This window comes from Mesorhizobium sp. L2C084A000, assembly GCF_000502875.1.
Lineage (GTDB): Bacteria > Pseudomonadota > Alphaproteobacteria > Rhizobiales > Rhizobiaceae > Mesorhizobium.
The window spans coordinates 657,873-681,926 of record NZ_AYWX01000001.1 but is presented as its reverse complement, the minus strand read 5'-3'; the positions used below and the strand labels follow the sequence as shown (position 1 = coordinate 681,926).

Below are 24,054 nucleotides of genomic sequence, written 5' to 3'. Positions count from 1 at the left end.
CTCGCTAAATGCAATGGTATTTTGAAGAATTATTTATAATCGGAGAGAAGTAATGACAACACATGTTGCGCGTAAGTTATTATTGGGAATTGCAGGTGGCATTCTGTCGATTTCTGTTCTTGGTTCATCCGCGCAAGCGGAAGATCTGAAACATGGCGGGGTCCTGCGGATTGCTTCGATCCAGTCCGATCTCGATGCGTTCGATCCGCTCACCGGCTACAGCATCGATTCCTGGGAAATCCTGCGCGCGACAACGCGCCAGTTGGTGACCTATCCCGGCTCGCCAGCCGGCCTCAAGGAGGACACCACGCTCGTGCCGGATCTCGCCAAGTCCTGGGACATCAGCGACGACGGCAAGGTCTACACCTTCCATTTGAAGGACGACGTGTTCTTCTCCGGCAGCCTCGAGCGCAAGATCGTCGCCAGCGATTTCGTCTATGGCGTCAAGCGCTTCTGCGATCCCAACAAGCAGGTCGCCGCCATCAACTATTTCAACCTCGTGATCTCCGGCTTCGTCGACTATTGCAAGGAATTCGCGAAAGTGCGGACAGGCGATCTCGCGGCGACCAAGGCTTTCACCGACACGCACGAGATTGCCGGCGTCTCGGCTCCCGACGAGCACACGCTGGTCATCAAGTCGGACACCAAGAACTACGACTTCCTCAACATCCTTTCGATGAATTTCGTGTCGCCGGTGGCGCCTGAGATCGCGTCTAAATATTTCCCGGACTCGCTGGAGTCGCGCAAGAACCTGCCGTCCAGCGGCCCTTACTATGTCGACACCTACGAGCAGGGTCAGAAGCTGGTCCTGAAGAAGGCAAAGAATTTCAAGCCGGAGTCCGACCAGGCGCGCAAGGCCTATGCCGATGAGATCGACATCGATTTCACCGCCAACAGCGAGGACAGCGTCGTCCAGAAGATCATCGCCGGTGAGGCTGATCTGTCGCTCTATCTCGACATCCCGCCCATTCCGACGATCCAGCGCTTCCTGTCGCAGAAGAGCCCCGACATCCATGTGACGAACAGTGGATCGGCGAACTTCATCACCTTCAACCAGCGGCCGGAGGTCAAGAGCGACGGGACCGAGGCGCTGCGCAAGCTGAAGGTCCGGCAGGCGCTGACCTATGCGGTGAACCGCGAACATCTGGCGCAGACCCAGGCCGGTTCGATCGGCGCCGTGCCGCTCACCCAGATCATCACCTCGACCATCCTTGGTTTCGAGAAGTTCGATCCGTACCCGACCGAGAGCTACAGGGGCGATCCGGCCAAGGCCAAGCAATTGCTTGCCGAGGCAGGCTATCCGAACGGCATCGCCTTCGACGCCATCTATCGCGGCAACGCACAGTTCGAAGCGATTGCGGTGACCGCGAAGGAGGATCTGGAAGCAGCGGGTATCACGCTCAACCTGATCCCGATCCCGCCGACACAGTGGTACGCCTTCATCCAGGATCCGAAGAGCCGTTGGGATCTTTCCCTGGGCGGAACATTCTCCCCGGATTGGCAGGGACCGAGCACGCGCATGCTGCTTGGCGGCTGGTTGAATTCGGACGCGGCACCTTGCGGCACCGGCAACGTCCACGCCATTTGCTACAGCAATCCGGAACTCAACAAGCTAGCGGCGCAGGCCTATCCGTCCGACGATCCGGGGCCGATCTGGACCAAGGCCGACAAGCTCGTCTCCGCCGACCTGCCGTGGATTCCGTTGTTCGAGAAGCGCAAGGTCGTGGTCACTTCCGATCGCCTCGCCAACTGGGTGTGGTCGTCGCTGGCGGTCAATGCCGACATCACCAACATCGCTCTCAAGCAGTAGCAAGGCCGGACCGGCAAAAGGAGGCGCGCGTGCCCATCTTCTCTGTCGCCGATCTGCGCGTCGCGTTCGGCGGCGTGGACGTGGTGCATGGCGTCTCGTTTTCCGTCGAGTCGGGCAGGACGCTTGCCATCGTCGGTGAATCGGGCTCGGGCAAGAGCGTGTCGCTGCTCGGCGCCACCGGCCTTCTGCCACCGGCGGCGAGTGTTCGCGGCAGCGTGCTGCACAAGGGCGATGAGATACTGGGCCTCTCCGCCGGCGACCTGCGCCGGCGGAGAGGTGCCGACATCGGCTTCGTCTTCCAGGACCCGCTCAGCAATCTTTATCCGTTGAAGACGATCGGCCAGCAGATCGCCGAAGCGATCACCGCCCACCGCAGGGTGGGACGTGGGGAGCTGCGTCAGCGCGTTCTCGATCTTCTGGCCGATGTCGGCATCCCCGACCCTTCGGCCCGCGTGAACGACTATCCCAGGCAGTTCTCCGGCGGCATGCGCCAGCGCGTGATGATCGCAGCGGCGATCGCGCTCAATCCCGGTCTGATCATCGCCGACGAACCGACGACGGCGCTCGACGTCACCGTGCAAGCGTCGATCCTCGATCTGCTGAAACGAATTCAGCAGGACCACGGCACGGCGATGATCTTCGTCAGCCACGATCTGGCCGTCGTTTCGGACATTGCCGACGATGTCTTGGTGATGCGTGCGGGGCATGTGGTGGAGCAGGCGCCGGCCGAGCTGATCTACAGGGCACCGCGCCAAGCCTACACCAGGGAGCTGCTCGGTGCGGCGCGGCTTGGCGGCCTGGTGGCCCGCGCGGCGCGATCATCGCTACTCCCGGCGCTGCCGTCGATGCCCGATTTGCTCTCCGTCTCGGCAATCGCGCGTTCGTTCGCAGGCCGCTCCGCCGCAGGCGGTCTGATCAGGCCGGTGCTCACGAATATCTCGTTCACCGTCCGCGAAAACGAGATCGTCGGTCTCGTCGGCGAATCCGGTTCCGGCAAGTCGACAATCGGCCGGCTGATCGCCGGGCTCGACCGGCCGGACGAGGGCAGCATCTCCCTGCGGGAGCGTATCTATTCGCGTCCGGGTGTCGGCGGCATCGCCATCGACCGGAAACTCAGGTCGGACATACAGGTCATCTTTCAGGACCCCTATGCGAGCCTCAACCCGCGGCGGCGCATCCGGTCCATTCTGGCGGAACCGTTCATCATCGGCACCAGACTGGACGCCGCGGCGATACGCCGGCGCGTGCAGGATCTGGTGCGCGACGTGGAACTTCCCGACGACGTGCTGGATCGTTACCCGGCCCAGCTTTCAGGTGGCCAGCGGCAGCGTGTCGCCATTGCGCGCGCCATCGCGCTCGAACCCTCGCTGATCGTCGCCGACGAGCCGGTATCGGCACTCGACATCACGACGCAGGCGAAGATCATCAGGCTGCTGCAGACCATTCGCCGGCAGCGAGGCCTGTCGCTGCTCTTCATCTCGCATGATCTCGGCGTCGTGTCGGAACTGTGCGACCGCGTCATCGTGCTGGAGAAGGGCGTCATCGTGGAAGCCGGCGAGACAGGCCGTGTCTTCGGCGCTCCCCGGCATCCCTACACGGTCAGGCTGATAGACGCGATCCCCGGCAAGGTCCTGCGGCGCAACCCGGTTCCCGAGCGGATCGCCGCGCATGCCTGAGATCCGTGCCCTGGCGTCCGTCCAGGACCACGTCCTGCTGGGGCATGGCGAGGTGGTGAATTCCTACAGGTCGCTGCTTCTGCGAGCGCTGCTGCGCGAACGGTCCTTTCGCATCGGCGCGCTGATCATAGGCTTCGTCACCGCCGGTGCGCTGCTGGCGCCAGTGGTCGCGTGGCTGCTGGGGCACGGGGTGACGGAGCAGTTCCGCGATACGGCGTTGACCGAGATGGGACTGCCGACTGGCCCCACGTTCGAATTTCCACTTGGCGCCGACGGCAACGGCCGCGACGTGCTGGTCAGAACGCTCTACGGCGCGCGCGTATCGCTGGCCATCGCCATCCCGGCGACCACGCTTGCCATGATCATCGGCACCGCCATCGGCCTCGTCAGCGGATTTCTTGCCGGTCGCGTCGACCGCGTCATTTCGCAGGCGGTGGACGTCGCTTTGTCGTTCCCGTTCATCGTCACCGCGCTCAGCCTCCTGTCGCTGAACCGGGGCGTCGATGGCAAGCCGTTTGTTGCGCCCTCCCTGGTGGTGGTGCTGATCATAACCCTGTTTTCCTGGACCTACTTTGCCCGGCTGACGCGTGGCCTGGTGTTTGTCCTGCGCCGCAGCCCGCTGGTGGAAGCCGCGCAGACGATCGGCGCCTCGAAGGCCAGGATCATCATGCGCGAGATCCTGCCCAACATCGCGCCGGTCATCCTGGTCTACTGGGCGGTACAACTGCCGACCAACATCATCGCCGAAGCGACGCTCTCCTTCCTCGGCGTCGGCGTGCAGGCGCCGCAGCCGAGCTGGGGCAATATGATCGCCGAGGCGCAGCGCTCATCCCTCTACCAGTTGCAGCCATGGTTCCTGCTCGGACCCGGCATCGCGCTGTTTCTGACTGTGGCCGGCTTCAACACGCTGAGCGCTGGCCTGCGCAACGTCCTCGACCCCCATCGCCGCAGCGGGTGACGCCATGATCCGGCACACAGGCGGGCTGATCTTCCGGGCGCTCTCGACGCTGCTGATCGTGCTGGTGATCGCGTTCTTCATCACCCGCATAGCCTATCGCAATCCGGCCGCGATGCTGGCGCCGCGCAACGCCAGCCAGCAGGCGATCGATGCCATAGCACACGCGCTGCGGCTCAACGAGCCATGGTATCTGCAGTTGTGGTACTATCTCTACCGCGGCCCCGACATCCAGGGCGCGCCGATGGGGATCGCTCACTGGCCGCCGGCGCTGGGCTACTCCTTCCGCAAGCAGACACCGGTGACAGACCTCATCCTGTCCAAGGTGCCGGTGACGCTTTCGCTCGCCCTTGGTGCCGTCGTCATTTGGATGACGCTGTCGATCCTGCTTGGCGTGATTGCCGCGCGCCGGCAGGGCTCCTGGCTGGACAGGCTGATATCGGGCTTCGCCTATGCGAGCCTGTCGGTGCCGACGTTCCTCTCCGGCATCCTGATCTCCTATTTCCTGTTCTTCCAGCTCTCCAACCATGGGGTCTTCTGGTTTCCAAGCAGCGGTTATGTGCCGCTGACGAAAGATCCGTTCGAATGGGCCCGGCATCTGGCCCTGCCGTGGCTGACGCTGGCACTTGCCGAGATCGGCATTTTCCAGCAGCTGATCCGCGCAAGCATGCTTGAGGTTCTGGGCGAGGACTACATAAGGACGGCGCGCGCCAAGGGTGTTCCGGAATGGCGGGTCTATTACGATCATGCGTTGAAGGCCGCGCTCAATCCGGTGATCACGCTGGGTGGCCTGGAGCTTGCCGTCATCATGGGTGGGGCGATCGTCACGGAGACGATCTTCGGATTGGACGGCGTCGGCCGGCTGGCGATCAACTCGGCGCTTGAAGGCGATTTTCCGGTCGTCATCGGGACGACGATCTTCGCCGCGGCATCGTTCGTGTTCTGCACCTTCGCCGTCGACATCACAACCAGATGGCGCGACCCGGCGAGCCTGTCGTGACCGCCCGCCATCAGGCAATTCGCTCTCATTTCAGCACGGATATTGGGAAAAATATTCGCTCTGGCTGACATCGATGAAGCATGTTCCCTTATCATAATCCCCTTTGTCTATAATCTTACTACACAAATTCGCACCGCAATTCGCAAGCAGATCGGCCGCGTCATTCGGTGGAGCCACACTCTCCTGCGGAGCGACATCTCAGGCTCCGCGATCAATTACTCGACAAGGTGAATTCACGATGATCTCCCGCCTGTTGCGAACCATCATGCTGTCTCTGGCAGCCACGCTTCTGACGCTGACCGGACTTGCGGCACAGGAGGCGGGCGGGACGCTCAACCTGATCGTCCAGCCTGAGCCGCCGACGGTCAATATCGGCGTCAATCGCCTCGGGCCGACGACCTATGTCGGCAACAAGATCTACGAGAGCCTGTTGACCTATTCGGCCGATCTGAAGCCGCTGCCGCGCCTGGCGCAAAGCTGGTCGATTTCGGATGACGGCCTCGTCTACACCTTCAACCTGCGCCGCGATGTAAAATGGCATGACGGCCAGCCGTTCACGGCCAAGGACGTGGTGTTCAGCTTCCAGAAGTTTCTGCCGGCACTTCAGGCCCGCTCGCGACTCAACCTGGCGGAGGTGAAGGGCATCGCCACGCCGGACGACCACACCGTGGTGTTCACGCTCAAGGCGCCGTACCCAGCCTTTATCTACGTCCACAACACCGCCGTGCTGCCGGCCCATCTCTATGAAGGGGTGAGCGACTTTCGCACCGCCGAGGCAAACAGCAAGTTCATCGGCACCGGGCCGTTCAAATTCGCCGAGTGGAAGAAGGGGTCCTTCATCCACCTTGTCCGCAACCCTGACTATTGGGATGCCGGCAAGCCCCATCTGAACGACATCTTCTTCCACGTCATCCCTGACGCCAACAGCCGCGCCATCGCTTTCGAAACCGGTCAGGTGGATGTGCTGCGCGCAGGCGACGTCGAGAACTTCGACATTACGCGGTTGGCCGGGCTCGATGGCGTGCAACTGACCGAGGCAGGCTGGGAATTTCTTCAACCGGTCGGCTACATCCACCTCAACAACCGCCACAAGCCGCTCGACGATGCGCGGGTGCGCCGGGCGATCGCGCATGCGATCGACCGCCAGTTCATCATCGACACGATCTTTGGTGGATTCGGCCACGAGACCAACGGCCCGCTGTCGCGTCTGTCGCGGTTCAAGGACACATCGGTCGAAACGAAATATGAATTCGACCTGGCCAAGGCGAACGCCATCCTCGACGAGGCCGGCCTGAAGCCCGACGCCAACGGCGTGCGCTTCGAACTGCAGTTCGTTCCGCTGCCTTATGGCGAGCTGTGGCAGCGCGAGGCGGAATATGTCCGGGAGGCGCTGGCGTCTGTCGGCATCAAGGTCAACATCGTGGCGACCGACGTGCCGGGCTGGTTCAAGCGGCTGACCACCTTCGACTATGATCTTGCCGAAAACTTTGTCTACACCACCCCCGACCCGGCAATCGGCATCAGCTATGCCTACACCACGCTCGAAGGCGACAATGCGGGCACGACCGGCGGCAATGTCCATGGCTATTCCAACCCCGAGGTCGACAGACTGCTGGCCGACGCCGCCCATGAGAACGACTTCGACAAGCGCAAGGCGCTCTATTCGCAAGCCCAGAAGATCATCTCCGCCGACGTGCCGCTCATCTGGACGCACGACATCGTCTTTCCGACGCTCTACCGAACCAAGGTTCACAATCTGATCGCGACCGGTCTCGGCACAGATGAAAACTTCGCCGATGTCTGGCTGGCGAAATAGCTGGCGGGGCTGGGTAGGATGGATCGTCTTGGCTTCCTGACGGGACGGGCCGCCCGCGCGGTTCTCATCCTGTTTGGGGTTATCGTGCTCAACTTCGTGCTGCTGCGCCTCGCACCGGGAGATGCGGCATCCGTCCTGGCCGGAGACCAGGGTGCGGCCGACCCGGCCTTTGTCGCGGAACTGCGCCACGATCTCGGGCTTGATCGCTCCGTGCCCGAGCAATTGTGGATCTACACCAAGTCGCTGGCGCGTCTCGACTTCGGCCAATCCTACCGCGACCAGCGTCCTGTTGTCGATATCATCGCGGAAAGGCTGCCGGCCACACTGCTTCTGACATTGACCGCCTTTTGCTTTGCGTTGGGGACCGGCATTGCGCTCGGGTCTATCGCCGCTCGGCACGCCGGCAGTCTGCTCGACACCGTGCTGACCGGCATTTCGGTGATGTTCTTTGCCATGCCGCTGTTCTGGACCGGCCTGATGGCGATCCTGCTGTTTTCGGTCTGGCTGAACTGGCTGCCGTCCTACGGCATGCAGACGGTGGGCGAGGGCGGGTCGGATCTCTCGCTTGTCGGGGATGTCGCCGTTCATCTCATTCTTCCGGCTCTGACGCTCGGCCTGTTCTACATGGCCATCTACATGCGCGTGACGCGCGCCTCGGTGCTCGACGTGCTCGATCGCGATTTTGTCCGTACCGCCAGGGCCAAGGGCCTGAAACCGGGATTGATCTGGCGCCAGCATGTGCTGAGGAACGCGCTGCTGCCGATCATCACCTTCGCCTCCTTGCAGGCCGGACAACTGATTGGCGGGTCGATCCTGATCGAGACGGTGTTCGCCTGGCCGGGCGTCGGGCGTCTCGCCTTCGATGCCCTCATGCAGCGGGACTACAACCTCTTGCTGGCGATCTTCTTCATCACCTCGACAATCGTCGTCGTCATCAACCTGGCCGCGGATTTTCTCTACGTTGCCGCCGATCCGCGCATCGAAATGGGAGCTTGAGGCGATGGCCTTGCCGCGAACCCCGTTCCTTAGGCATCCGGGCGCCGTCGCCGGCGCGCTGATCCTGATCGCGATCCTCCTGATGGCGATCTTCGCCGGTATCCTCTTTCCGGGCGATCCCTGGCGCATGGTTGCGCGCCCGAACCTGCCGCCCTTCAGCCCGGGTCATCTGTTCGGCACCGACATGCTCGGCCGTGATCTTGCGGCCGGCATCGCCCACGGGGCGCAGGTCACGCTGCTGATCGCTCTGGCGGTGACGCTGCTCGCCGTCGCCTTCGGCACGGCGATAGGTGCTGTCGCCGGCTATTTCGGCGGCTGGGTCGACGACGTCGCCATGCGGTTCACCGAGTTCTTCCAGACCATCCCGAGCTTCCTGCTGACGGTCGTCATCGTTGCGATCGTCGCGCCTTCGCTGGCTTCGATCATCCTGGCCATCGCAATCGTCAGCTGGCCGCAGATCGCCCGGCTGGTCCGGGCCGAGGTGCTGAGCCTCGTCAACCAGGACTTCGTGCGGGCGGCACGGGTTGGCGGGCTGTCGACTGCCCGGATCATCTGGGGGCACATCCTTCCCAACGTGCTGTCGCCCGTGATCGTTGCCGCTTCGTTGATGACGGCGACCGTCATCCTGATCGAATCGGGCATCAGCTTCCTTGGTCTGGGCAATCGCGAGTTCGTCTCCTGGGGCTATCTGCTCGGCACCGGCAGGACCGCCTTTCGCGTCAACTGGTGGCTGTCGACCATTCCGGGCCTGGCGATCTTCCTCACCGTTCTTTCCCTGAACCTCGTCGGCGACGGCCTGAACCATTGGCTCAACCCTCGCAACAGCAATCGCGGTGGGCGCGCATGACGGCTCTGGTCGAGATCGCGGGTCTCTCCATCGCCTTGCCGGAGCACGCCGATCGAGCATTGGCCGTCGAAGACGTGTCGTTGCGTATCGATCGTGGCGAAGTGCTCTGCCTGGTCGGCGAATCCGGGTCCGGCAAATCGGTATTGGCCGCGGCCATTGCCGGCCTGTTGCCTGCCAAGCAGCTCCGGATCGCCGCCGGTGCGATCCGTTTCGATGGCCGCGACATTGCCGGGATCAGCGAGGCTTCGTTCCGCCTGCTGCGCGGCAAGCGCATTGGCTTCATCTTCCAGGAACCGATGAGCGCGCTCAATCCGGTGCTGACCATCGGCCGCCAGATCGAGGAAGCGCTCGCCGCGCATGATGACGGCGACCGCAAGGCGCGCACCGCTCGCGTGCTGGAACTGGCGCGGGCAACCAGGCTTCCGGATCCCGAGACGATCATTCACCGCTACCCGCACCAACTCTCGGGCGGACAGCGGCAACGGGTGATGATCGCCATGGCGATCGCCAATGATCCGGACCTGCTGATCGCCGATGAACCCACCACCGCGCTCGACGTCACGACGCAAGCGGAAATCCTGCGGCTGATCCTTGAAATCCGCGAAAGGCTCGGCCTCGCCGTTCTGTTCATCACCCATGATATCGGCGTGGTCGCCGATATCGCCGATCGCGTCGTGGTGATGAAGGAGGGCCGGGTGATTGAGAGCGGCAGAGCAGACGACGTCCTCGAAGCGCCATCGCAGCCCTACACACGCCGCCTGATCGAAGCCGTTCCGGTTCTTCATACCAGTGCAATTCAAAGACGGGACGCAGGGGATCCGTTTCTCGTTGTCCGCGGGCTGAGCAAGGCCTATCGTGATCGCCGCGCGCCTTGGCGGCGACAGGCCTCCGCCACCAAGGCGCTGGACGGTGTCAATTTGACGATTGGGCGCGGCGAGACGGTGGCCCTCGTCGGTGAATCCGGTTCGGGCAAGACGACGCTCGGCAAATGCGTCGTCGGACTGGCCGACTGGGATGAAGGCAGCCTGAGCTTCGAAGGTGGCGATCTCGCCGGCACGACACGGGAGCGCACTTTACGTCCGCGTATCCAGATGGTGTTTCAGGATCCGTTCGCCTCCCTCAATCCGCGCCATCGCGTCCGCCGCATCCTTACCGAAGCCGCCATAGTCAACGGCCTTTCACGCGAGAGGGCGGAGGAGAGCATGTCCCGCCTCCTTGTCCGCGTCGGACTTGACCCCGGTGCGGCCGATCGTTTCCCGCATGCCTTTTCAGGCGGCCAAAGGCAGCGTATTGGCCTGGCGCGAGCACTCATGCTTGAGCCCGACCTGCTCGTCGCCGACGAGCCGGTCTCGGCCTTGGATGTCTCGATACAGGCGCAGATTCTCGACCTTCTGGCGGAAATCAAACGCGATCTTGGCCTGTCGATGCTGTTCATCACGCACGATCTTCGTGTCGCCTCGGCGATCGCCGACCGCATCGTCGTCATGCAGAGCGGCAAGATCGTCGAGGACGGTCCCGCCGAACAGGTTTTGACACGTCCCGGATCCGACTATGCGCGTGCGCTGCTGGCGGCGGTCCCAGGCCTGTCCTGGGAGCGGAGCCGCAGCCAGATCGACCGGGCCGCCGCGGAATAGAGGCGTGATACCGGTCGCAGGGCAAATCTACCAATCTTGTAGAATTAACAAAAACGCGCTGTCCGTCTTGCCCGAGCGATACTGGAATTTCCCCACCTGCCACCGAAAGGGATGGCGTTTTCTTTGTTTCCATCGCCTGCGGTGCGACGCTTCGATCACCAAACAAGAGGTCGAAATGAGCAGTTCTGCTGGTAAACAAACGATTCCGGTGCTGGATTTTTCCCGCTATGAAGCCGATCCGGCATCTCGCAAAGAATTCATCGAGGGACTGCGGCGCGCTGCACGGGATGTTGGCTTTTTTTACCTGACCGGACATGGCATCGCACAATCGCTGATTGACGATGTGCTTGGCACGTCACGACGTTTCTTTGCCTTGCCGGACAAGGACAAGCTCCAGATAGAGATGGTCAACTCGCCGCATTTCCGCGGCTACAACCGGATTGGACAGGAACTGACGAAAGGCCAGAGGGACTGGCGCGAGCAGGTCGACATCGGCTCGGAGGCACCGGCGCTGCCGCGCAATGCCTCGTTGCCGGCCTGGACGCGCCTGCAGGGACCAAACCAATGGCCGACCGCCTTGCCCGAGCTGAAGCCGCTTCTGCTGGAGTGGCAGGATCGCCTCACCGATCTTTCGACGCGCCTGCTGAAAGCCTTTGCCATTGTCCTGGAGCAGGATGAGGGTGCTTTCGAAGCCATCTATGCCGGCACGCCGAACCACCTCATCAAGATCATCCGCTATCCCGGCCGTGACGCGACCGAAAGCGAGCAAGGCGTCGGTGCGCACAAGGACAGCGGCTTCCTGACGCTCCTGCTGCAGGAAAGGCAGAAGGGGCTGCAGGTCGAAAGCGCCGATGGCGATTGGATTGACGCCGAGCCGCGCGCCGGCACCTTTGTCGTCAACATCGGCGAACTGCTGGAAATGGCGACCGATGGCTACCTGAAGGCCACCGTGCACCGGGTCGTAACGCCGCCAGCCGGCACCGACCGGCTGTCGGTCGCCTTCTTCCTCGGCGCTCCGTTCGATGCCGAGATTCCGCTCCTGGATTTGGCGCCGCACCTGAAGGCGCAGGCGAACGGGGTCACCCGCGATCCGCAGAATCCGCTCTACCGCAATTCCGGGCAAAACGCGCTGAAGAGCCGGTTGCGTTCGCATCCCGACGTCGCGCGGCGCCATCACGCCGATCTGCTGGCCGTCCAGGCACGCGCCGAAGCTGTCCCGGTCGCTTGACCGCCACAACCATCAGGAAGGAACGATAAATGACCCTGGAAAATCTTTCTCCCGAGACCCTTGCCCTTCACGGCGGCTCCTGGCGCGCCGATCCCGCCACCGGCGCCGTTGCCGTACCTATTTACCAGACCACGTCTTACCAGTTCCAGGACACCGGCCATGCCGACCGGCTGTTCGCCCTCGATGAGATCGGCCATATCTACACGCGCGTCTCGAACCCGACGCAGGATGCGCTGGAGACCCGCATCGCGGCGCTGGAAGGGGGTGCTGCTGCCCTTCTTGTGTCCTCCGGCCAGGCGGCTTCAGCCTATTCGGTGCTGAACCTTGCCGGCGCCGGCGACAACATCGTCTCCGCCACCGATCTCTATGGCGGCACCTGGGCCCTTTTTGCCGCGACCCTGAAGCACCTGGGGGTGGAAGTACGGTTCGTCGATCCGTCCGACCCTGAGAATTTCCGCCGTGCCACCGATGCGCGGACACGCGCCTACTATGCGGAATCGCTGCCCAATCCGAAGCTGCAAGTCTTCCCGATCAAGGAAGTCGCTGACATCGGCCGGTCGCTCGGCGTGCCGTTGATCGTCGACAACACCGCGGCACCGCTGAGCATCAGGCCGTTCGACCATGGCGCGGCTGTCGTGGTCTATTCGGCGACGAAATACATTGGCGGCCACGGAACCTCGATCGGCGGCATCGTCATCGATGGCGGCAACTTCCCATGGGAAGACCATGCCGAACGCTTCCCGACGCTGAACCAGCCCGATCCAAGCTATCACGGCAAGGTTTGGGTCGAGGCGGCCAAAGCGCTTGGACCGGTGGCGTATGTACTGCGCATCCGCACCGTGCTTCTGCGCGACGTCGGTGCCGCGATCAGCCCGTTCAATGCCTTCCAGCTGCTGCAGGGCCTGGAGACGCTGCCCTTGCGCCTCCGTCAACACAATGAGAACGCCATCAAGGTGGCGGAGTTTCTGCGCGGTCATCCAAAGGTAAGCAACGTCATCTTCCCACGCTACCAAAGCGGCGAGAGCAAGCGCCGGGCCGACGCCTATTTCCGTCAGGGCAGCTACGGCGCGCTGGTCGGGTTCGAACTCAAGGATGGCCGCGAGGCTGGACGTTCCTTCATCAACGGGTTGAAGCTGCTCTATCACGTCGCCAACATCGGCGATGCGCGCTCGCTGGCTATCCATCCATCGACCACGACCCACTCGCAGCTTTCGCCGGAAGAGCAGCTCGCGACCGGCGTGACGCCCGGTTATGTCAGGCTTTCCGTCGGCATCGAGCATCCTGACGACATCATTCGCGATCTTGAACAGGCGCTCGATCAGGCCGTCGGCGATCGCGAATTGAAGGCCGCCTGAGGCATTTCTGCTGGCGAACAAATCGTCGGCTCCACATCGATCCGGTCACAGGAGGGTACAATGACTTCCAGCAGGAAAATCGGGGCAACATCGAAGATCTCGCGGCGCGGCGTGTTGCGCGCCGCCGGCACACTCGGTGTTGGCGCCGCGGCTGTGGCCCTGCTCGCCAGGCCGACCAGCTACGCCATAGCCGGCAATGCGACCAAGGTGCGGTTGTCATGGACCGAGTTCGCGGCCTGCCATTCGCCGATCGCCTTCGCCCTTTCGAAGGGCATCTATGCCAGGCATGATCTCGACATCGAACTCTACTATCAAGGTGCCAGCGGCCAGACGCTGATCCAGTCGATCGCCACCAACAAGACGGATGCCGGCGCCGGCTTGCTCTATGACTGGGTCAAGCCGCTGGAGCAGGGGCTGGACGTCAAGCTGTTCGTCGGCTCACATGGCGGCTGTACAAGGCTGCTGGCGTCCGAGGCCTCCGGCGTCACCACGCTCGAAGGTCTGAAGGGCAAGACCATCGTCTCCTATGACGTCGCCAGCCCGCCAAAGCACTCCTTCCAGGTTGCGCTGGCCAAGGCAGGCCTCGATCCCGAAAATGATGTGAACTGGCTCAACGTGCCGTTCGATCTGGTCGGCGAAACGGTTGGCAAGGGTCAGGCCGATGCGCTGGCGCATCTCGATCCGTGGGCCTATTCCCACAAGAAGAAGTTCGACCTTGTGGAAGTCGCCAACACGCAAACCGGCTCGTTCGAAGGTGCAGTCTGCTGTGTGCTTGGCGTCAATTCGGCTTTCCTGGATGCCAACAAGGATGCCATCCGGCGGTTGGCCGAGGCCGACATCGAGATCCACGAATATGCCGCGGCGCATCCAGATGAGGTGGCAAAGTGGTTCGTCGACAATCTCAACCCGGGTTTCCCCTTTGAAGATATCCGCGACGAGATTGCGTCATGGGTGTTGCACAACCATCCGGTCGGCAAGGATCTGCAGGATCAGGTGAAGCATGCGGCCGCTGATCTGTCGCTGATCAAGGTGCTCGATCCCACCACCGACCCGGCGGAACTCGCGCAGCGGGTGACGGTCGACATTCTGGCCTGACGGTTGCGGTGATGAGCGCAGCGATCGACGAGGACGCAGGCGAAAAGAGTGTTTCTTCCGCTTCTGCCGGGCCGGTGTGGAAGCACGGGCTCTATGCCGCCTCGGCTTGGCTGCTCGCTGCCATTGTCACGATTGCCTTCCCCGATGTCGTTCCGTGGGGTAGCCGCGATGTCTTCGTCGCCCTGCTGGTCGCCGGAGCGATGATCCTGGCCGGTCTTGCATTCAGCGTCGAAAAGCTTGGCAGATTTGGCCGCGGGCTGATGCACTACGGTCCATGGCTGATTGTGCTGGGCCTTTGGTTCGCGGTCTGGGAGTTGATCACCGCCAAGCTCGGCTGGATGCCGAAACCATTCTTCACGCCGCCGCACGGCCTCCTGCATGTCTATATCGTCGACTGGCAACGCATCCTCATCTGCATCGCTTACACCGCGCGGCTGTGGACCATCGGCTTCTTCAGCGGCATCATTGTCGGCTTCATCGGCGGCGTGGCGCTAGGCTGGTCCAAAAACTTCGCCTATTGGGGCATGCCGGTGCTGAAGCTGATCGGCCCCGTGCCGGCGAGCGCCTGGATCCCGGCAACCTTCTTCCTGTTCCCCACGACGTTCCAGGCGAGCCTGTTCCTGGTCGCGCTTGCATCCGGCATACCGGTCGCGATCCTGACCGCGTCGGGCGTCAACTCGGTCAACCGCTCCTTCTACGACGTGGCGCGTACGCTTGGCGCCAGCAGCCGCTATCTGGTTCTTCGCGTGGCGATACCGGCCGCTCTGCCGCATGTCTTCGTCGGCCTGTTCATGGGGCTGTATTATTCCTTTGCCGTGCTGGTGGTCGCCGAAATGCTCGGCGCGAAATACGGTCTGGGCTGGTATCTGCAGTTCCAGACGGCCTATTCGGCCTACGCCAACGTCTACGCGATGCTGATCGTCATGGCATTGCTCTGCTCGGGTCTGGTCAAGCTGCTGTTCGTCGCGCGCGACCGGCTGCTCGGTTGGCAGAAGGGTGTCGTACAATGGTAGCCTTCGGCACCACTCGCGTCGCGGTCGATAACTCTGCCGGTCTTTCCGTCGACTTTCACGGCGTCTCGCATCAGTACGATCTGGATGGGCAACCCTTGCCGGTGCTGCGCCAGATCGACCTGGCCGTGGCGCCAGGCGAGTTCGTGGCGCTGCTCGGTCCGTCCGGCTGCGGCAAGTCGACCCTGCTGCGGCTGGCGGCAGGGCTGGAACGGCCAAGCAGCGGTGAGGTGCTGGCAAACGGGACAATCGTCGCCAGACCGGATCCGTCGCGCGTCCTGGTGTTTCAGGACCCGACGCTGTTTCCGTGGCGGACCGTTCGCGACAATGTCGCCATCGGGCCGGAAGCGCGCGGCGTCCTGCCTGGCAGTCAGAAGCGGATCGATGGTGCGCTTCGCCTGGTCAAGCTCGAGGCTTTCGCCTCCGCCTTTCCGCACCAGCTGTCCGGCGGCATGGCGCAACGCGCCGCGCTGGCGCGTGCCCTGATCAACGACCCGCGCCTGCTGTTGCTCGATGAGCCGCTGGGCCGGCTGGACTCACTCACCCGGCTGACCATGCAGGAGGAGCTTTTGGCGCTCTGGCGGCAGGCCGAATACACGGTCATTCTGGTCACCCACGATGTCGAAGAGGCGCTGCTGTTGTCCGGGCGCGTCATCGTGCTGACCGAGCGCCCGGCACGCATCAAGGCCGAGGTCGCGGTCGATCTGCCCTACCCCCGGCGGCGTGACGATCCGCGCATCGTAGCCCAACGCCAGCACATCCTCGAGATTCTCGGGTTCTCGGCATGACCGAAAATACGTCGGCATCGGTCAGAAAACTGTTTTCGCCGCGCTNATCCTCGAGATTCTCGGGTTCTCGGCATGACCGAAAATACGTCGGCATCGGTCAGAAAACTGTTTTCGCCGCGCTGGCTGGAAGCGGCGGGAATTGTCCTGACGCTCATTGCTCTCGTCTGGTGGGCGATCGTCTACGCACAGGTCATGTCGAACACCGGATTTCCAATCGAGCGCACCCTGCCATGTCTGCTGCAGACGTCTGACCGCTGCTCGCTTGCCATGTCGTTGTGCAAGACTTGGCATTTCCTCGGCATCCGGCGCTATTCGCCCGAACTGTTGTGGGCCGGAGCGATCATTTCCAGCTTCGCGCTTCTGTGGGGGAGCTTCATGCAAAATCCAAAGCAGAAAAAAGAAGGAACCTGACCATGCCCAGAATTGTGCCGGTGCTCGATCTGAGCCGTCTCGAACAAGGTGCCTCCGAATATCGTACCTTTCTCCTGGACCTGCGCACGGCGGCGCGAGACGTTGGCTTCTTCTACCTCAGCGGCCACGGAATTTCCGCCTCGGAGATCGACGACGTGCTCGATGCCTCGCGCCGGTTCTTCGCGCTGCCGGAGGCCGACAAGCTGGCGATCGAAATGGTCAAATCCCAGCAGTTCCGCGGCTACACCCGCGCCGGCGGCGAACTGACCAGGGGCGCGGCCGATTGGCGTGAGCAACTCGATTTAGGCGTCGAGCGCCAGCCCATAGCGCAGGGACCTGGAATTGCACCATGGACAAGGTTGCAGGGACCGAACCAGTGGCCGTCTGCATTGCCGGAGCTCAAGCCGGCACTGCTTGCATGGCAGGCCAAGGCGACCGCGGTGGCGATTCGGCTGTTGAAAGCTTTCGCACTATCGCTCGATCAGCCCGAGGACGCCTTCGACGCGATCTACCGGGACTCGCCCAATCATCGCATGAAGATCGTGCGTTATCCCGGCCGTGACGCGACCGAAGGCGACCAGGGCGTTGGCGCGCACAAGGATGGCGGCTTCCTGACCCTGCTGCTGCAGGACGACAACAAGGGGCTGCAGGTCGAATATGACGGAAGCTGGGTGAATGTGGATCCGCTGGCGGGAACGCTGGTCGTCAACATCGGCGAACTGCTCGAACTGGCATCGAATGGCTATCTGCGGGCCACCGTGCACCACGTCGTGACGCCGCCTGCCGGCGTCGAGCGGATTTCCGTCCCGTTCTTCTTCAGCGCGCGGCTCGATGCGACCATCCCGCTTCTCGGCCTTTCCGAGGAACTGGCGGCGCAGGCGCGCGGACCGGCAAGCGATCCCGACAACCCGTTGTTCCGCGATGTCGGCACCAATGTACTCAAAAGCCGGCTGCGTTCCCATCCGGACGTGGCACGCCGCCACTATGCCGATATTCTCGAGACCGGAACGGCGGGTTCGTGAGCTCAGCGGCGCACGAATTTTTGCCGTTTCACTTGTTTTTTGGAATGCCATTCGTCGCCAAGGCTTCGAAATAAGCCCAAAAAGGTAAAATCGTTCGGCGGTTTCCTCCCATTCCGCTGGACGGTGTTCCCCTCTGAAGGTTTTGACCTTCTATTGGCCGGGCCGTATTCGGGCCCGGCCATTTTTTGCCGCGCGATCTCCATCTTCAGCGGCGCGAACATATCCTTCGCATAAGCAATCCATTCGGGAACGGCGCGGTTCGCATTCGCCGCCAATGTGCATTTTCGAAGCAATCTGCTTTCCGGACAGGCAAAAAAATGGATTGCCGTTCCTTAGTATACAAAAAATATAGAGTTAACTTCGGGGCAGTCGAACAGAGCGGGGGACGTTCCGCGATCGGCTGACAACAATGAACCTCAGGAGTTGACTGACATGACGATTGCAACGCGGCTTGGCGCCGGTTGGAGGACGGCACTGGCGACGACGCTGGTGGTGGCGGCGGGATTGTTTTCGACCGCGACCTATGCGGGCCCGACGCTCGACAAGATCAAGGAGCGTGGCTCCATCAAGGTCGGTGTCGGCACGACACCCGGTTTCTTCTCGCCGGACAGCAACGGTCGCTGGCAAGGCTTCTTCGCCGACTATGGACGCGCCCTGGCGATCACTGTCTTTGGCGACCCGGACAAGGTGGAGTTCACCAACTCTTCGCCGCAGCAGCGCCTGCCGGCGCTCCAGGCCGGTGAGTTCGACATTCTGCTGTCGGGCGTGACGGTGACGATCACGCGTGCCTTCCAGCTCGGCTTCCATTTCGGTCCGACGGTTTTCTACGACGGCCAGGGCATCCTTGTGCGCAAGGACCTCGGCGTCACCAAGGCTGCCGACCTGGACGGTGCCACGATCGGCGTTCAGAGCGGTACGACCGGCGAGTTGAACATCGCCGATTTCTTCCGCAAGACCGGCAAGAAGTTCACACCGGTGACGATCGAGGACACCGGCGAATTCATCAACGCGCTGGAGACAGGGCGCGTCGACGCCATCACGCAGGACTCGTCCGATCTCGTTGGCAAGCGGACCCAGCTGAAGAAGCCCGATGACTACATTATCCTGCCCGAGCGGCTGTCGAAGGAGCCGCTCGCACCGGCAATCGCCGGTGGCGACGACCGCTGGCTCGAAATCGTCAACTGGACGGTCAACGCAACCATCCAGGCCGAGGAATGGGGCATCACCAGCAAGAATGTCGACGAGTTCCTGAAATCGCCGGATCCGGCCATCCAGCGCTTTCTCGGCGTCGACCCGTCGCTCGCCCAGGCGATCGGCCTCGATCCGAAATGGGCCTATAATATCGTCAAGACTGTCGGCAATTACGGCGAAATCTATGACCGGAACCTGAAACCGCTCGGTTGGGAGCGCGGCTACAACAGCCTGTGGACCAACGGTGGTCTGCTGTACTCACCGCCGTTCCGCTGAGACCCTTCACCCAATGTCATTGACGGACGAAACCGTGCCGGGTCCAGACGGACCCGGCATGTTACGCAAGGTGTCCAGGTGGTGGGGCGACTGGCCGCTGACCCAGATCGCGGTGATCGCGGCTGTCATCGCCCTGTTCTGGCTGCTCGGCCACAACACCGCCGCGACCATGGCGCGCATCGGCATCACGCCGGGGTTCGACTTCCTCGGCAGGCCGGCGAATTTCGAGATCGGCGAGGCGCCGATCGCCTTCAGGGCGGGCGACCCCTATGCGCGCGCGATCCTGGCCGGTCTTCTGAACACGCTGACGGTGGCAGCGCTTGGATGTCTGCTCGCCACGATCCTCGGCGTTGCTCTCGGTGTTGCCGGCCTCTCAGGCAATCTGTTGCTGGCCGCGCTCGTGCGCTGGTATGTCGAGATCGTCCGCAACACGCCGCTTCTGCTTCAGCTGTTCTTCTGGATTTCGCTGGCAAAATCGTTTCCCTCGCCACGCCAGGCGCTCTCGGTCTTCGGCAGTTTCTTCCTCACCAACCGGGGCGTGTTCGTTCCCGGGCTCGCCTTTCATGGTGTGTCGGCGCCGACGCTCTGGCTGCTTGTCGGCCTCGCCTTGGCCTATATGGCTTTCCTTTGGAGGGCGCGGCGCGAGGGCAGCTTGCCTGCCAGGCGGCTGGGCATCGCAACCGCGGGGCTGCTGGCTGGCGTTGTGCTGACCTTTCCTCTAACCGGAGCCGGTGCGAGCTGGGAGATACCGGCGCTGGCTGGCTTCAACATTCGCGGCGGCTACAATCTGACGCCGGAATTCACGGCACTGTTGACGGGCCTGGTGGTCAAGTTTTCGGCGGCAATCGCCGAGATCGTGCGAGCCGGCATCCAGTCGGTCGACCGTGGCCAATGGGAAGCGTCCCGGGCGCTTGGCCTGCACAGCGGCCAGATCATGCGGCTCGTCGTGCTGCCGCAGGCCTTGCGCGTCATCACGCCGCTGACAACGTCCAGCTACCTGGACCTGACCAAGGATTCCAGCCTTGCGGTTGCCATCGGCTACCCTGATCTCGTCAGCATCATCAACACCACCGCCAACACGACCGGGCAGTCGCTGGAAGCGCTGACACTGCTGATAGGCATCTATCTGGCGATCAACCTGTCCGTATCGGCCGCCATGAACCACTACAACCGGCGTGTCGCTCTCAGAGGAATTGCGAGGACATGAGCATCTCCGACGCTGTTTACCTACGACCGTGGCGATCGTCGGCAACGCTGCGGACGTTGAAGATCGGGCTTTTCGGCACCCCGCTCAATTCAGTCATCACCCTGGTTACAGTGGCGTTGCTGGGCTGGATCGTACCGCCACTGCTGCGCTGGGGCGTATTCGACGCGACATGGACCGGAACCTCAGCCGACTGTGCACTCGCCAACGGCGCATGCTGGGCGTTCGTGGGGGCGAAATTCCGCTTCATCCTGTTCGCCTTCTATCCGCCGGCGCTGCAATGGCGCCCGCTCGTCGTCATGGTGCTGCTGCTGGGGCTCCTCGTCATCACCGCTCAGCCGCGATTTTGGCGCAAGGGATTGCTCGTCGCCTGGCCTGTCGTCGTCGTCGCCAGCTGGATCTTGATGTCCGGCACGCTGGTGCCTCCCGCCGTCCCATCGAACCAGTGGGGCGGGCTGGCCGTGACGCTGTTCGTATGGTCGGTCTGCTTCGGACTGGCGACGCCGCTGGCGATCCTGCTTGCCCTGGCGCGGCGTTCCGGCATGGGCGGGCTGCGCACGCTTGCGATCGCCTTTATCGAACTTATGCGTGGCACGCCGATGGTGGCCATCCTCTATGTGGCGATGCTCATCCTGCCAATGGCCATCCCGAATGGCCAGCTGATCGACAAGAATGTCCGGGCGATGATCATGATCACGCTGTTCTGGTCGGCCTATGTCGCCGAAGTCGTTCGCGCCGGCCTCCAGGCGATCCCGGCGGGCCAGCACGAAGCCGCGACCGCGCTTGGCCTCGGCTATTGGCGCACGATGCAGCTCGTTGTCCTGCCGCAGGCGCTGCGTCTGGTCATTCCCGGCATGGTCAATCTGGCGATCGGCTTCCTGCTGGCGACATCGCTGCTTGCCGTCATCGGCATTTTCGACCTGCTCAATGCGGCCCGATCCTCGGCGGCCGATCCGCAGTGGCTCGGCTACTACGACGAGGCCTATCTGTTCGCTGCGCTGATCTATTTCGTGCTGTGCTTCGGCGGCTCACGCTACAGCCTCTGGCTGGAGACATATCTGCGCCGGTCGCAGCGACACTGAGCCCATAAAGCTCGCCGGCGGAGCGCTGTGCCATTTTGCGCTGGCGGAGGGGAAGCGAATGCTGCGGAAGCGCGTGGCGGGGGAACGCAATACCTTCCCCGTGCCTTGATGGAGGTCGATCCTCGTCGAGATTTGTTCAATCTCCAACGTCCGAGATATCCGCCATATGACACGAAAACAATTGCGCCTCGGCGCCTTCATGCGCCCCGTCAGTCTGCACACCGGCGCCTGGCGTTACCCGGGCGCCTATCCCGATGCCAATTTCAATTTCGCGCATCTGAAACGCTTCGCCCAGACGCTGGAGGCGGCGAAATTCGACGCGTTCTTCATGGCCGACCATCTGGCCGTTCTCAACATGCCGATCGAGGCGTTGCGGCGCAGCCACACGGTCACGTCGTTCGAGCCATTCACGCTGCTGTCGGCGCTCGCCGCCGTCACCGACCATATCGGGCTGGTCGCTACCGCATCGACGACGTTCGACGCGCCCTATCATGTTGCTCGCCGCTTCGCCTCGCTGGACCATATCAGCGGTGGACGCGCCGGCTGGAACATTGTCACCACGTCCAACCCTGACGCGGCGCTGAACTTTGGCCTCGACGAGCATGTCGAGCATGATGAGCGTTATCGGCGGGCACGGGAATTCTACGATGTCGTCACCGGCCTGTGGGACAGCTTCGCCGACGATGCATTCATCCGCGACGCCGAAAGCGGGCTCTATTTCGACCCCGCAAAGCTGCATGTGCTCGACCATAAGGGCGAGCATCTTTCGGTGCGCGGTCCGCTCAACATTGCGCGGCCTATCCAAGGCTGGCCGGTCATCGTCCAGGCCGGCGCCTCGGAGGCGGGGCGACAGCTGGCTGCCGAAACGGCGGAAGTCATTTTCGCCGCCCATGCCGATCTCGCCTCGGGGCAGCGTTTCTTCGCCGACGTCAAAGGCCGTGCGGAGAAACTTGGCCGCTCGCGCGACGACATCAAAATCCTGCCCGGTGCCTTTGTCGTGGTCGGCGACAGCGTCGAGGACGCGCAGGCCAAACGGGCCAAGCTCGACAGCCTCGTCTATTACGAGAGCGGCATCGCCTCGCTGTCGATCGCGATCGGACATGATGCGTCCGGTTTTGATCCCGACGCGCCCTTGCCGGAGATTCCCGAAACCAATGCCAGCAAGAGCGGCCGCGAGCGCGTCATCGAACTGGCACGCCAGGAGAACCTGACCGTCAGGCAGCTTGCGCAACGGCTGGGCGGCTATTCCGGGCTTGCTTTTGTAGGCACGCCTGAAACAATCGCCGACGAAATGGAGGGATGGCTGGTTGCCGAGGGCTCCGACGGGTTCAACATCATGTTTCCCTACCTGCCGGCAGGGCTCGATGATTTTGCCGAGAAAGTGGTGCCGGAATTGCAACGGCGAGGCATCTTCAGGCGGCAATATGAGGGGTCGACACTGCGCAAGAATCTCGGCCTGAAGCGGCCGCCCAGCCGGTTTTTCGAGTAGAACATCCTTCGCGGAGAGGTCTCCATGTCAATCCAGTCCAACACCCGCATCGTGCTCGCGGCGCGACCGCAAGGCCGGCCGAAGCCGGATCATTTCCGCATCGAGACGGTTGACCTTGACCAGCCGGGAGAGGGCGAACTGCTGTTGCAGATCCTTTATCTGTCGCTCGATCCCTATATGCGCGGTCGTATGAACGCCACCAAATCCTATGCCAAGCCGGTCGATGTCGACGGTGTGATGGAGGGCGGCACCGTCGCGCGTGTGATGATCTCTCGCCATCCGGAATTTGCTGAAGGCGACATCGTCCTGTCCCACTCCGGATGGCAGAGTTTTGCATTGTCCGACGGTGTCGGGCTGCGCAAGCTCGATCCCGCGGCGGCGCCCATCACGACCGCACTGGGTGTGCTCGGAATGCCGGGCTTCACCGCCTATGCCGGTCTGCTCACCATCGGACAGCCGAAGCCTGGCGAAACGGTCGTCGTGGCGGCCGCCAGCGGTGCGGTCGGGTCGGCCGTCGGCCAGATCGCGCGCATCAAGGGAGCGCGTGCCGTTGGCATTGCCGGCGGTGCCGAAAAGTGCGCCTTCGTGCGAGACGAGCTGGGCTTTGACGCGGTCGTCGATCACCGGGCCGACGATTTTGCCGAGCAGTTGAAGGCAGCTTGCAGCTGCGGCATCGACATCTATTTCGAGAATGTCGGCGGTCCTGTCTGGGACGCGGTGTTTCCGCTGCTGAACGAGTTTGCGCGTGTGCCGGTCTGCGGGCTGATCGCGCAGTACAACGTCATCGCGGATGCCGGCACCGACCGGTTGCCGACATTGATGCAGCAAGTGCTGCACCGCAGCCTGACGATCAGGGGTTTCATCCAGCGCGAATTTGTCGACCAGCGCCCGGCCTTCTACCGCGAGATGGCCGACTGGATAGCATCCGGCCGGGTTCGATACAGGGAAGATATCGTGGATGGCATCGAAAATGCGCCACAGGCCTTTCTTGGCCTTCTCGAAGGCAGGAATTTCGGCAAGCTGATCGTGCGTATCGCGGAATAGTTGCTGCGCAACGATCAGTCGGGGCTGCCTCGAGCAATTTCAGGAAAAGTGTGAAACGCTTTTCCGTCCGGATTGCGTTAAAACAAGGAGTTAGAGCGGGTCGCCGTTTCCGTGAAACGGTGAAC

The 24,054-nt window shown here is 62.6% G+C and carries 21 protein-coding genes; 20 read left to right on the top strand and 1 reads right to left on the bottom strand.

Annotation, left to right across the window (positions count from 1 at the left end; translation table 11 throughout):
- Positions 1–52 precede the first annotated feature (52 nt).
- The 15 genes from X735_RS162470 to X735_RS162540 all read left to right on the top strand — a co-directional run bounded on the left by X735_RS162470 (position 53) and on the right by X735_RS162540 (position 17,643).
- The gene (locus X735_RS162470) at positions 53–1,810 is read left to right on the top strand and encodes an ABC transporter substrate-binding protein (RefSeq protein WP_031212395.1); all 1,758 of its coding nucleotides are present in this window, start codon (positions 53–55) and stop codon (positions 1,808–1,810) included.
- A 29-nt stretch (positions 1,811–1,839) separates the two neighbouring features.
- Positions 1,840–3,486 carry an ABC transporter ATP-binding protein gene (locus tag X735_RS162475; protein ID WP_023809086.1) on the top strand — a complete coding sequence of 549 codons (1,647 nt, stop codon included), beginning with the start codon at positions 1,840–1,842 and terminating at the stop codon, positions 3,484–3,486.
- On the top strand, positions 3,479–4,444 hold the full coding sequence (locus tag X735_RS162480) for an ABC transporter permease (protein WP_081734743.1): 966 nt from the start codon (positions 3,479–3,481) through the stop codon (positions 4,442–4,444). Before X735_RS162475 ends, X735_RS162480 begins: the two co-directional genes overlap by 8 nt.
- 4 nt (positions 4,445–4,448) lie before the next feature.
- Positions 4,449–5,441 carry an ABC transporter permease gene (locus X735_RS162485; RefSeq protein ID WP_023809084.1) on the top strand — a complete coding sequence of 331 codons (993 nt, stop codon included), beginning with the start codon at positions 4,449–4,451 and terminating at the stop codon, positions 5,439–5,441.
- A gap of 238 nt (positions 5,442–5,679) precedes the next feature.
- Positions 5,680–7,257 carry an ABC transporter substrate-binding protein gene (locus tag X735_RS162490; RefSeq protein ID WP_023809083.1) on the top strand — a complete coding sequence of 526 codons (1,578 nt, stop codon included), beginning with the start codon at positions 5,680–5,682 and terminating at the stop codon, positions 7,255–7,257.
- A gap of 18 nt (positions 7,258–7,275) precedes the next feature.
- A complete protein-coding gene (locus X735_RS162495) occupies positions 7,276–8,253 on the top strand; it encodes an ABC transporter permease (RefSeq protein WP_023809082.1) in 978 nt (325 codons plus the stop codon).
- A gap of 4 nt (positions 8,254–8,257) precedes the next feature.
- Complete coding sequence (locus X735_RS162500; protein WP_023809081.1) at positions 8,258–9,100, top strand: ABC transporter permease; 843 nt, start codon at positions 8,258–8,260, stop codon at positions 9,098–9,100.
- Positions 9,097–10,734 (top strand): ABC transporter ATP-binding protein, encoded by a 1,638-nt coding sequence (locus X735_RS162505; RefSeq protein ID WP_023809080.1) that lies wholly within the window; start codon positions 9,097–9,099, stop codon positions 10,732–10,734. The genes X735_RS162500 and X735_RS162505 overlap by 4 nt, the downstream gene beginning before the upstream one ends.
- 175 nt (positions 10,735–10,909) lie before the next feature.
- Positions 10,910–11,962, top strand: coding sequence for a 2-oxoglutarate and iron-dependent oxygenase domain-containing protein (locus X735_RS162510; protein WP_023809079.1), 1,053 nt, complete (start codon positions 10,910–10,912; stop codon positions 11,960–11,962).
- Between the two features lie 29 nt (positions 11,963–11,991).
- Complete coding sequence (locus X735_RS162515; protein ID WP_023809078.1) at positions 11,992–13,317, top strand: PLP-dependent transferase; 1,326 nt, start codon at positions 11,992–11,994, stop codon at positions 13,315–13,317.
- Between the two features lie 60 nt (positions 13,318–13,377).
- Positions 13,378–14,412, top strand: coding sequence for an ABC transporter substrate-binding protein (locus X735_RS162520; RefSeq protein WP_023809077.1), 1,035 nt, complete (start codon positions 13,378–13,380; stop codon positions 14,410–14,412).
- Positions 14,413–14,423: 11 nt separating this feature from the next.
- The gene (locus tag X735_RS162525; protein WP_023809076.1) at positions 14,424–15,425 is read left to right on the top strand and encodes an ABC transporter permease subunit; all 1,002 of its coding nucleotides are present in this window, start codon (positions 14,424–14,426) and stop codon (positions 15,423–15,425) included.
- On the top strand, positions 15,419–16,210 hold the full coding sequence (locus X735_RS162530) for an ABC transporter ATP-binding protein (RefSeq protein ID WP_023809075.1): 792 nt from the start codon (positions 15,419–15,421) through the stop codon (positions 16,208–16,210). Before X735_RS162525 ends, X735_RS162530 begins: the two co-directional genes overlap by 7 nt.
- A 72-nt stretch (positions 16,211–16,282) precedes the next feature.
- On the top strand, positions 16,283–16,621 hold the full coding sequence (locus X735_RS162535) for a hypothetical protein (RefSeq protein WP_023809074.1): 339 nt from the start codon (positions 16,283–16,285) through the stop codon (positions 16,619–16,621).
- A gap of 2 nt (positions 16,622–16,623) precedes the next feature.
- The gene (locus X735_RS162540) at positions 16,624–17,643 is read left to right on the top strand and encodes an isopenicillin N synthase family oxygenase (RefSeq protein WP_023809073.1); all 1,020 of its coding nucleotides are present in this window, start codon (positions 16,624–16,626) and stop codon (positions 17,641–17,643) included.
- A 2-nt stretch (positions 17,644–17,645) separates the two neighbouring features.
- Here X735_RS162540 and X735_RS162545 read toward each other — a convergent pair whose 3' ends face one another.
- Positions 17,646–17,918, bottom strand: coding sequence for a hypothetical protein (locus X735_RS162545; RefSeq protein WP_023809072.1), 273 nt, complete (start codon positions 17,916–17,918; stop codon positions 17,646–17,648).
- Between the two features lie 157 nt (positions 17,919–18,075).
- On the opposite strand from X735_RS162545, the gene X735_RS162550 reads away from it, so the two are divergent.
- From X735_RS162550 to X735_RS162570, 5 genes are all read left to right on the top strand, one after another.
- Positions 18,076–19,110, top strand: a complete 1,035-nt coding sequence (locus X735_RS162550; RefSeq protein WP_023809071.1) for an amino acid ABC transporter substrate-binding protein — start codon at positions 18,076–18,078, stop codon at positions 19,108–19,110.
- Between the two features lie 58 nt (positions 19,111–19,168).
- The gene (locus X735_RS162555) at positions 19,169–20,317 is read left to right on the top strand and encodes an ABC transporter permease subunit (RefSeq protein WP_031212383.1); all 1,149 of its coding nucleotides are present in this window, start codon (positions 19,169–19,171) and stop codon (positions 20,315–20,317) included.
- Entirely contained in the window at positions 20,314–21,396 is a 1,083-nt protein-coding gene (locus tag X735_RS162560) for an amino acid ABC transporter permease (RefSeq protein WP_032908639.1), read from the top strand. The genes X735_RS162555 and X735_RS162560 overlap by 4 nt, the downstream gene beginning before the upstream one ends.
- A gap of 166 nt (positions 21,397–21,562) precedes the next feature.
- The gene (locus X735_RS162565) at positions 21,563–22,885 is read left to right on the top strand and encodes an LLM class flavin-dependent oxidoreductase (RefSeq protein ID WP_023809068.1); all 1,323 of its coding nucleotides are present in this window, start codon (positions 21,563–21,565) and stop codon (positions 22,883–22,885) included.
- Between the two features lie 24 nt (positions 22,886–22,909).
- Entirely contained in the window at positions 22,910–23,929 is a 1,020-nt protein-coding gene (locus X735_RS162570) for an NADP-dependent oxidoreductase (protein ID WP_023809067.1), read from the top strand.
- The last annotated feature ends 125 nt before the right edge of the window (positions 23,930–24,054 follow it).

Excerpts from the sequence above, each read along its gene's own strand:
- X735_RS162535 (WP_023809074.1), top strand. The coding sequence starts at position 16,283 with ATGACCGAAAATACGTCGGCATCGGTCAGAAAACTGTTTTCGCCGCGC.
- X735_RS162570 (WP_023809067.1), top strand. The coding sequence starts at position 22,910 with ATGTCAATCCAGTCCAACACCCGCATCGTGCTCGCGGCGCGACCGCAA.
- X735_RS162470 (WP_031212395.1), top strand. The coding sequence starts at position 53 with ATGACAACACATGTTGCGCGTAAGTTATTATTGGGAATTGCAGGTGGC.
- X735_RS162560 (WP_032908639.1), top strand. The coding sequence starts at position 20,314 with ATGAGCATCTCCGACGCTGTTTACCTACGACCGTGGCGATCGTCGGCA.
- X735_RS162490 (WP_023809083.1), top strand. The coding sequence starts at position 5,680 with ATGATCTCCCGCCTGTTGCGAACCATCATGCTGTCTCTGGCAGCCACG.
- X735_RS162525 (WP_023809076.1), top strand. The coding sequence starts at position 14,424 with ATGAGCGCAGCGATCGACGAGGACGCAGGCGAAAAGAGTGTTTCTTCC.
- X735_RS162515 (WP_023809078.1), top strand. The coding sequence starts at position 11,992 with ATGACCCTGGAAAATCTTTCTCCCGAGACCCTTGCCCTTCACGGCGGC.
- X735_RS162495 (WP_023809082.1), top strand. The coding sequence starts at position 7,276 with ATGGATCGTCTTGGCTTCCTGACGGGACGGGCCGCCCGCGCGGTTCTC.
- X735_RS162550 (WP_023809071.1), top strand. The coding sequence starts at position 18,076 with ATGACGATTGCAACGCGGCTTGGCGCCGGTTGGAGGACGGCACTGGCG.
- X735_RS162485 (WP_023809084.1), top strand. The coding sequence starts at position 4,449 with ATGATCCGGCACACAGGCGGGCTGATCTTCCGGGCGCTCTCGACGCTG.
- X735_RS162520 (WP_023809077.1), top strand. The coding sequence starts at position 13,378 with ATGACTTCCAGCAGGAAAATCGGGGCAACATCGAAGATCTCGCGGCGC.
- X735_RS162540 (WP_023809073.1), top strand. The coding sequence starts at position 16,624 with ATGCCCAGAATTGTGCCGGTGCTCGATCTGAGCCGTCTCGAACAAGGT.
- X735_RS162505 (WP_023809080.1), top strand. The coding sequence starts at position 9,097 with ATGACGGCTCTGGTCGAGATCGCGGGTCTCTCCATCGCCTTGCCGGAG.
- X735_RS162480 (WP_081734743.1), top strand. The coding sequence starts at position 3,479 with ATGCCTGAGATCCGTGCCCTGGCGTCCGTCCAGGACCACGTCCTGCTG.
- X735_RS162500 (WP_023809081.1), top strand. The coding sequence starts at position 8,258 with ATGGCCTTGCCGCGAACCCCGTTCCTTAGGCATCCGGGCGCCGTCGCC.
- X735_RS162530 (WP_023809075.1), top strand. The coding sequence starts at position 15,419 with ATGGTAGCCTTCGGCACCACTCGCGTCGCGGTCGATAACTCTGCCGGT.
- X735_RS162565 (WP_023809068.1), top strand. The coding sequence starts at position 21,563 with ATGACACGAAAACAATTGCGCCTCGGCGCCTTCATGCGCCCCGTCAGT.
- X735_RS162555 (WP_031212383.1), top strand. The coding sequence starts at position 19,169 with ATGTTACGCAAGGTGTCCAGGTGGTGGGGCGACTGGCCGCTGACCCAG.
- X735_RS162510 (WP_023809079.1), top strand. The coding sequence starts at position 10,910 with ATGAGCAGTTCTGCTGGTAAACAAACGATTCCGGTGCTGGATTTTTCC.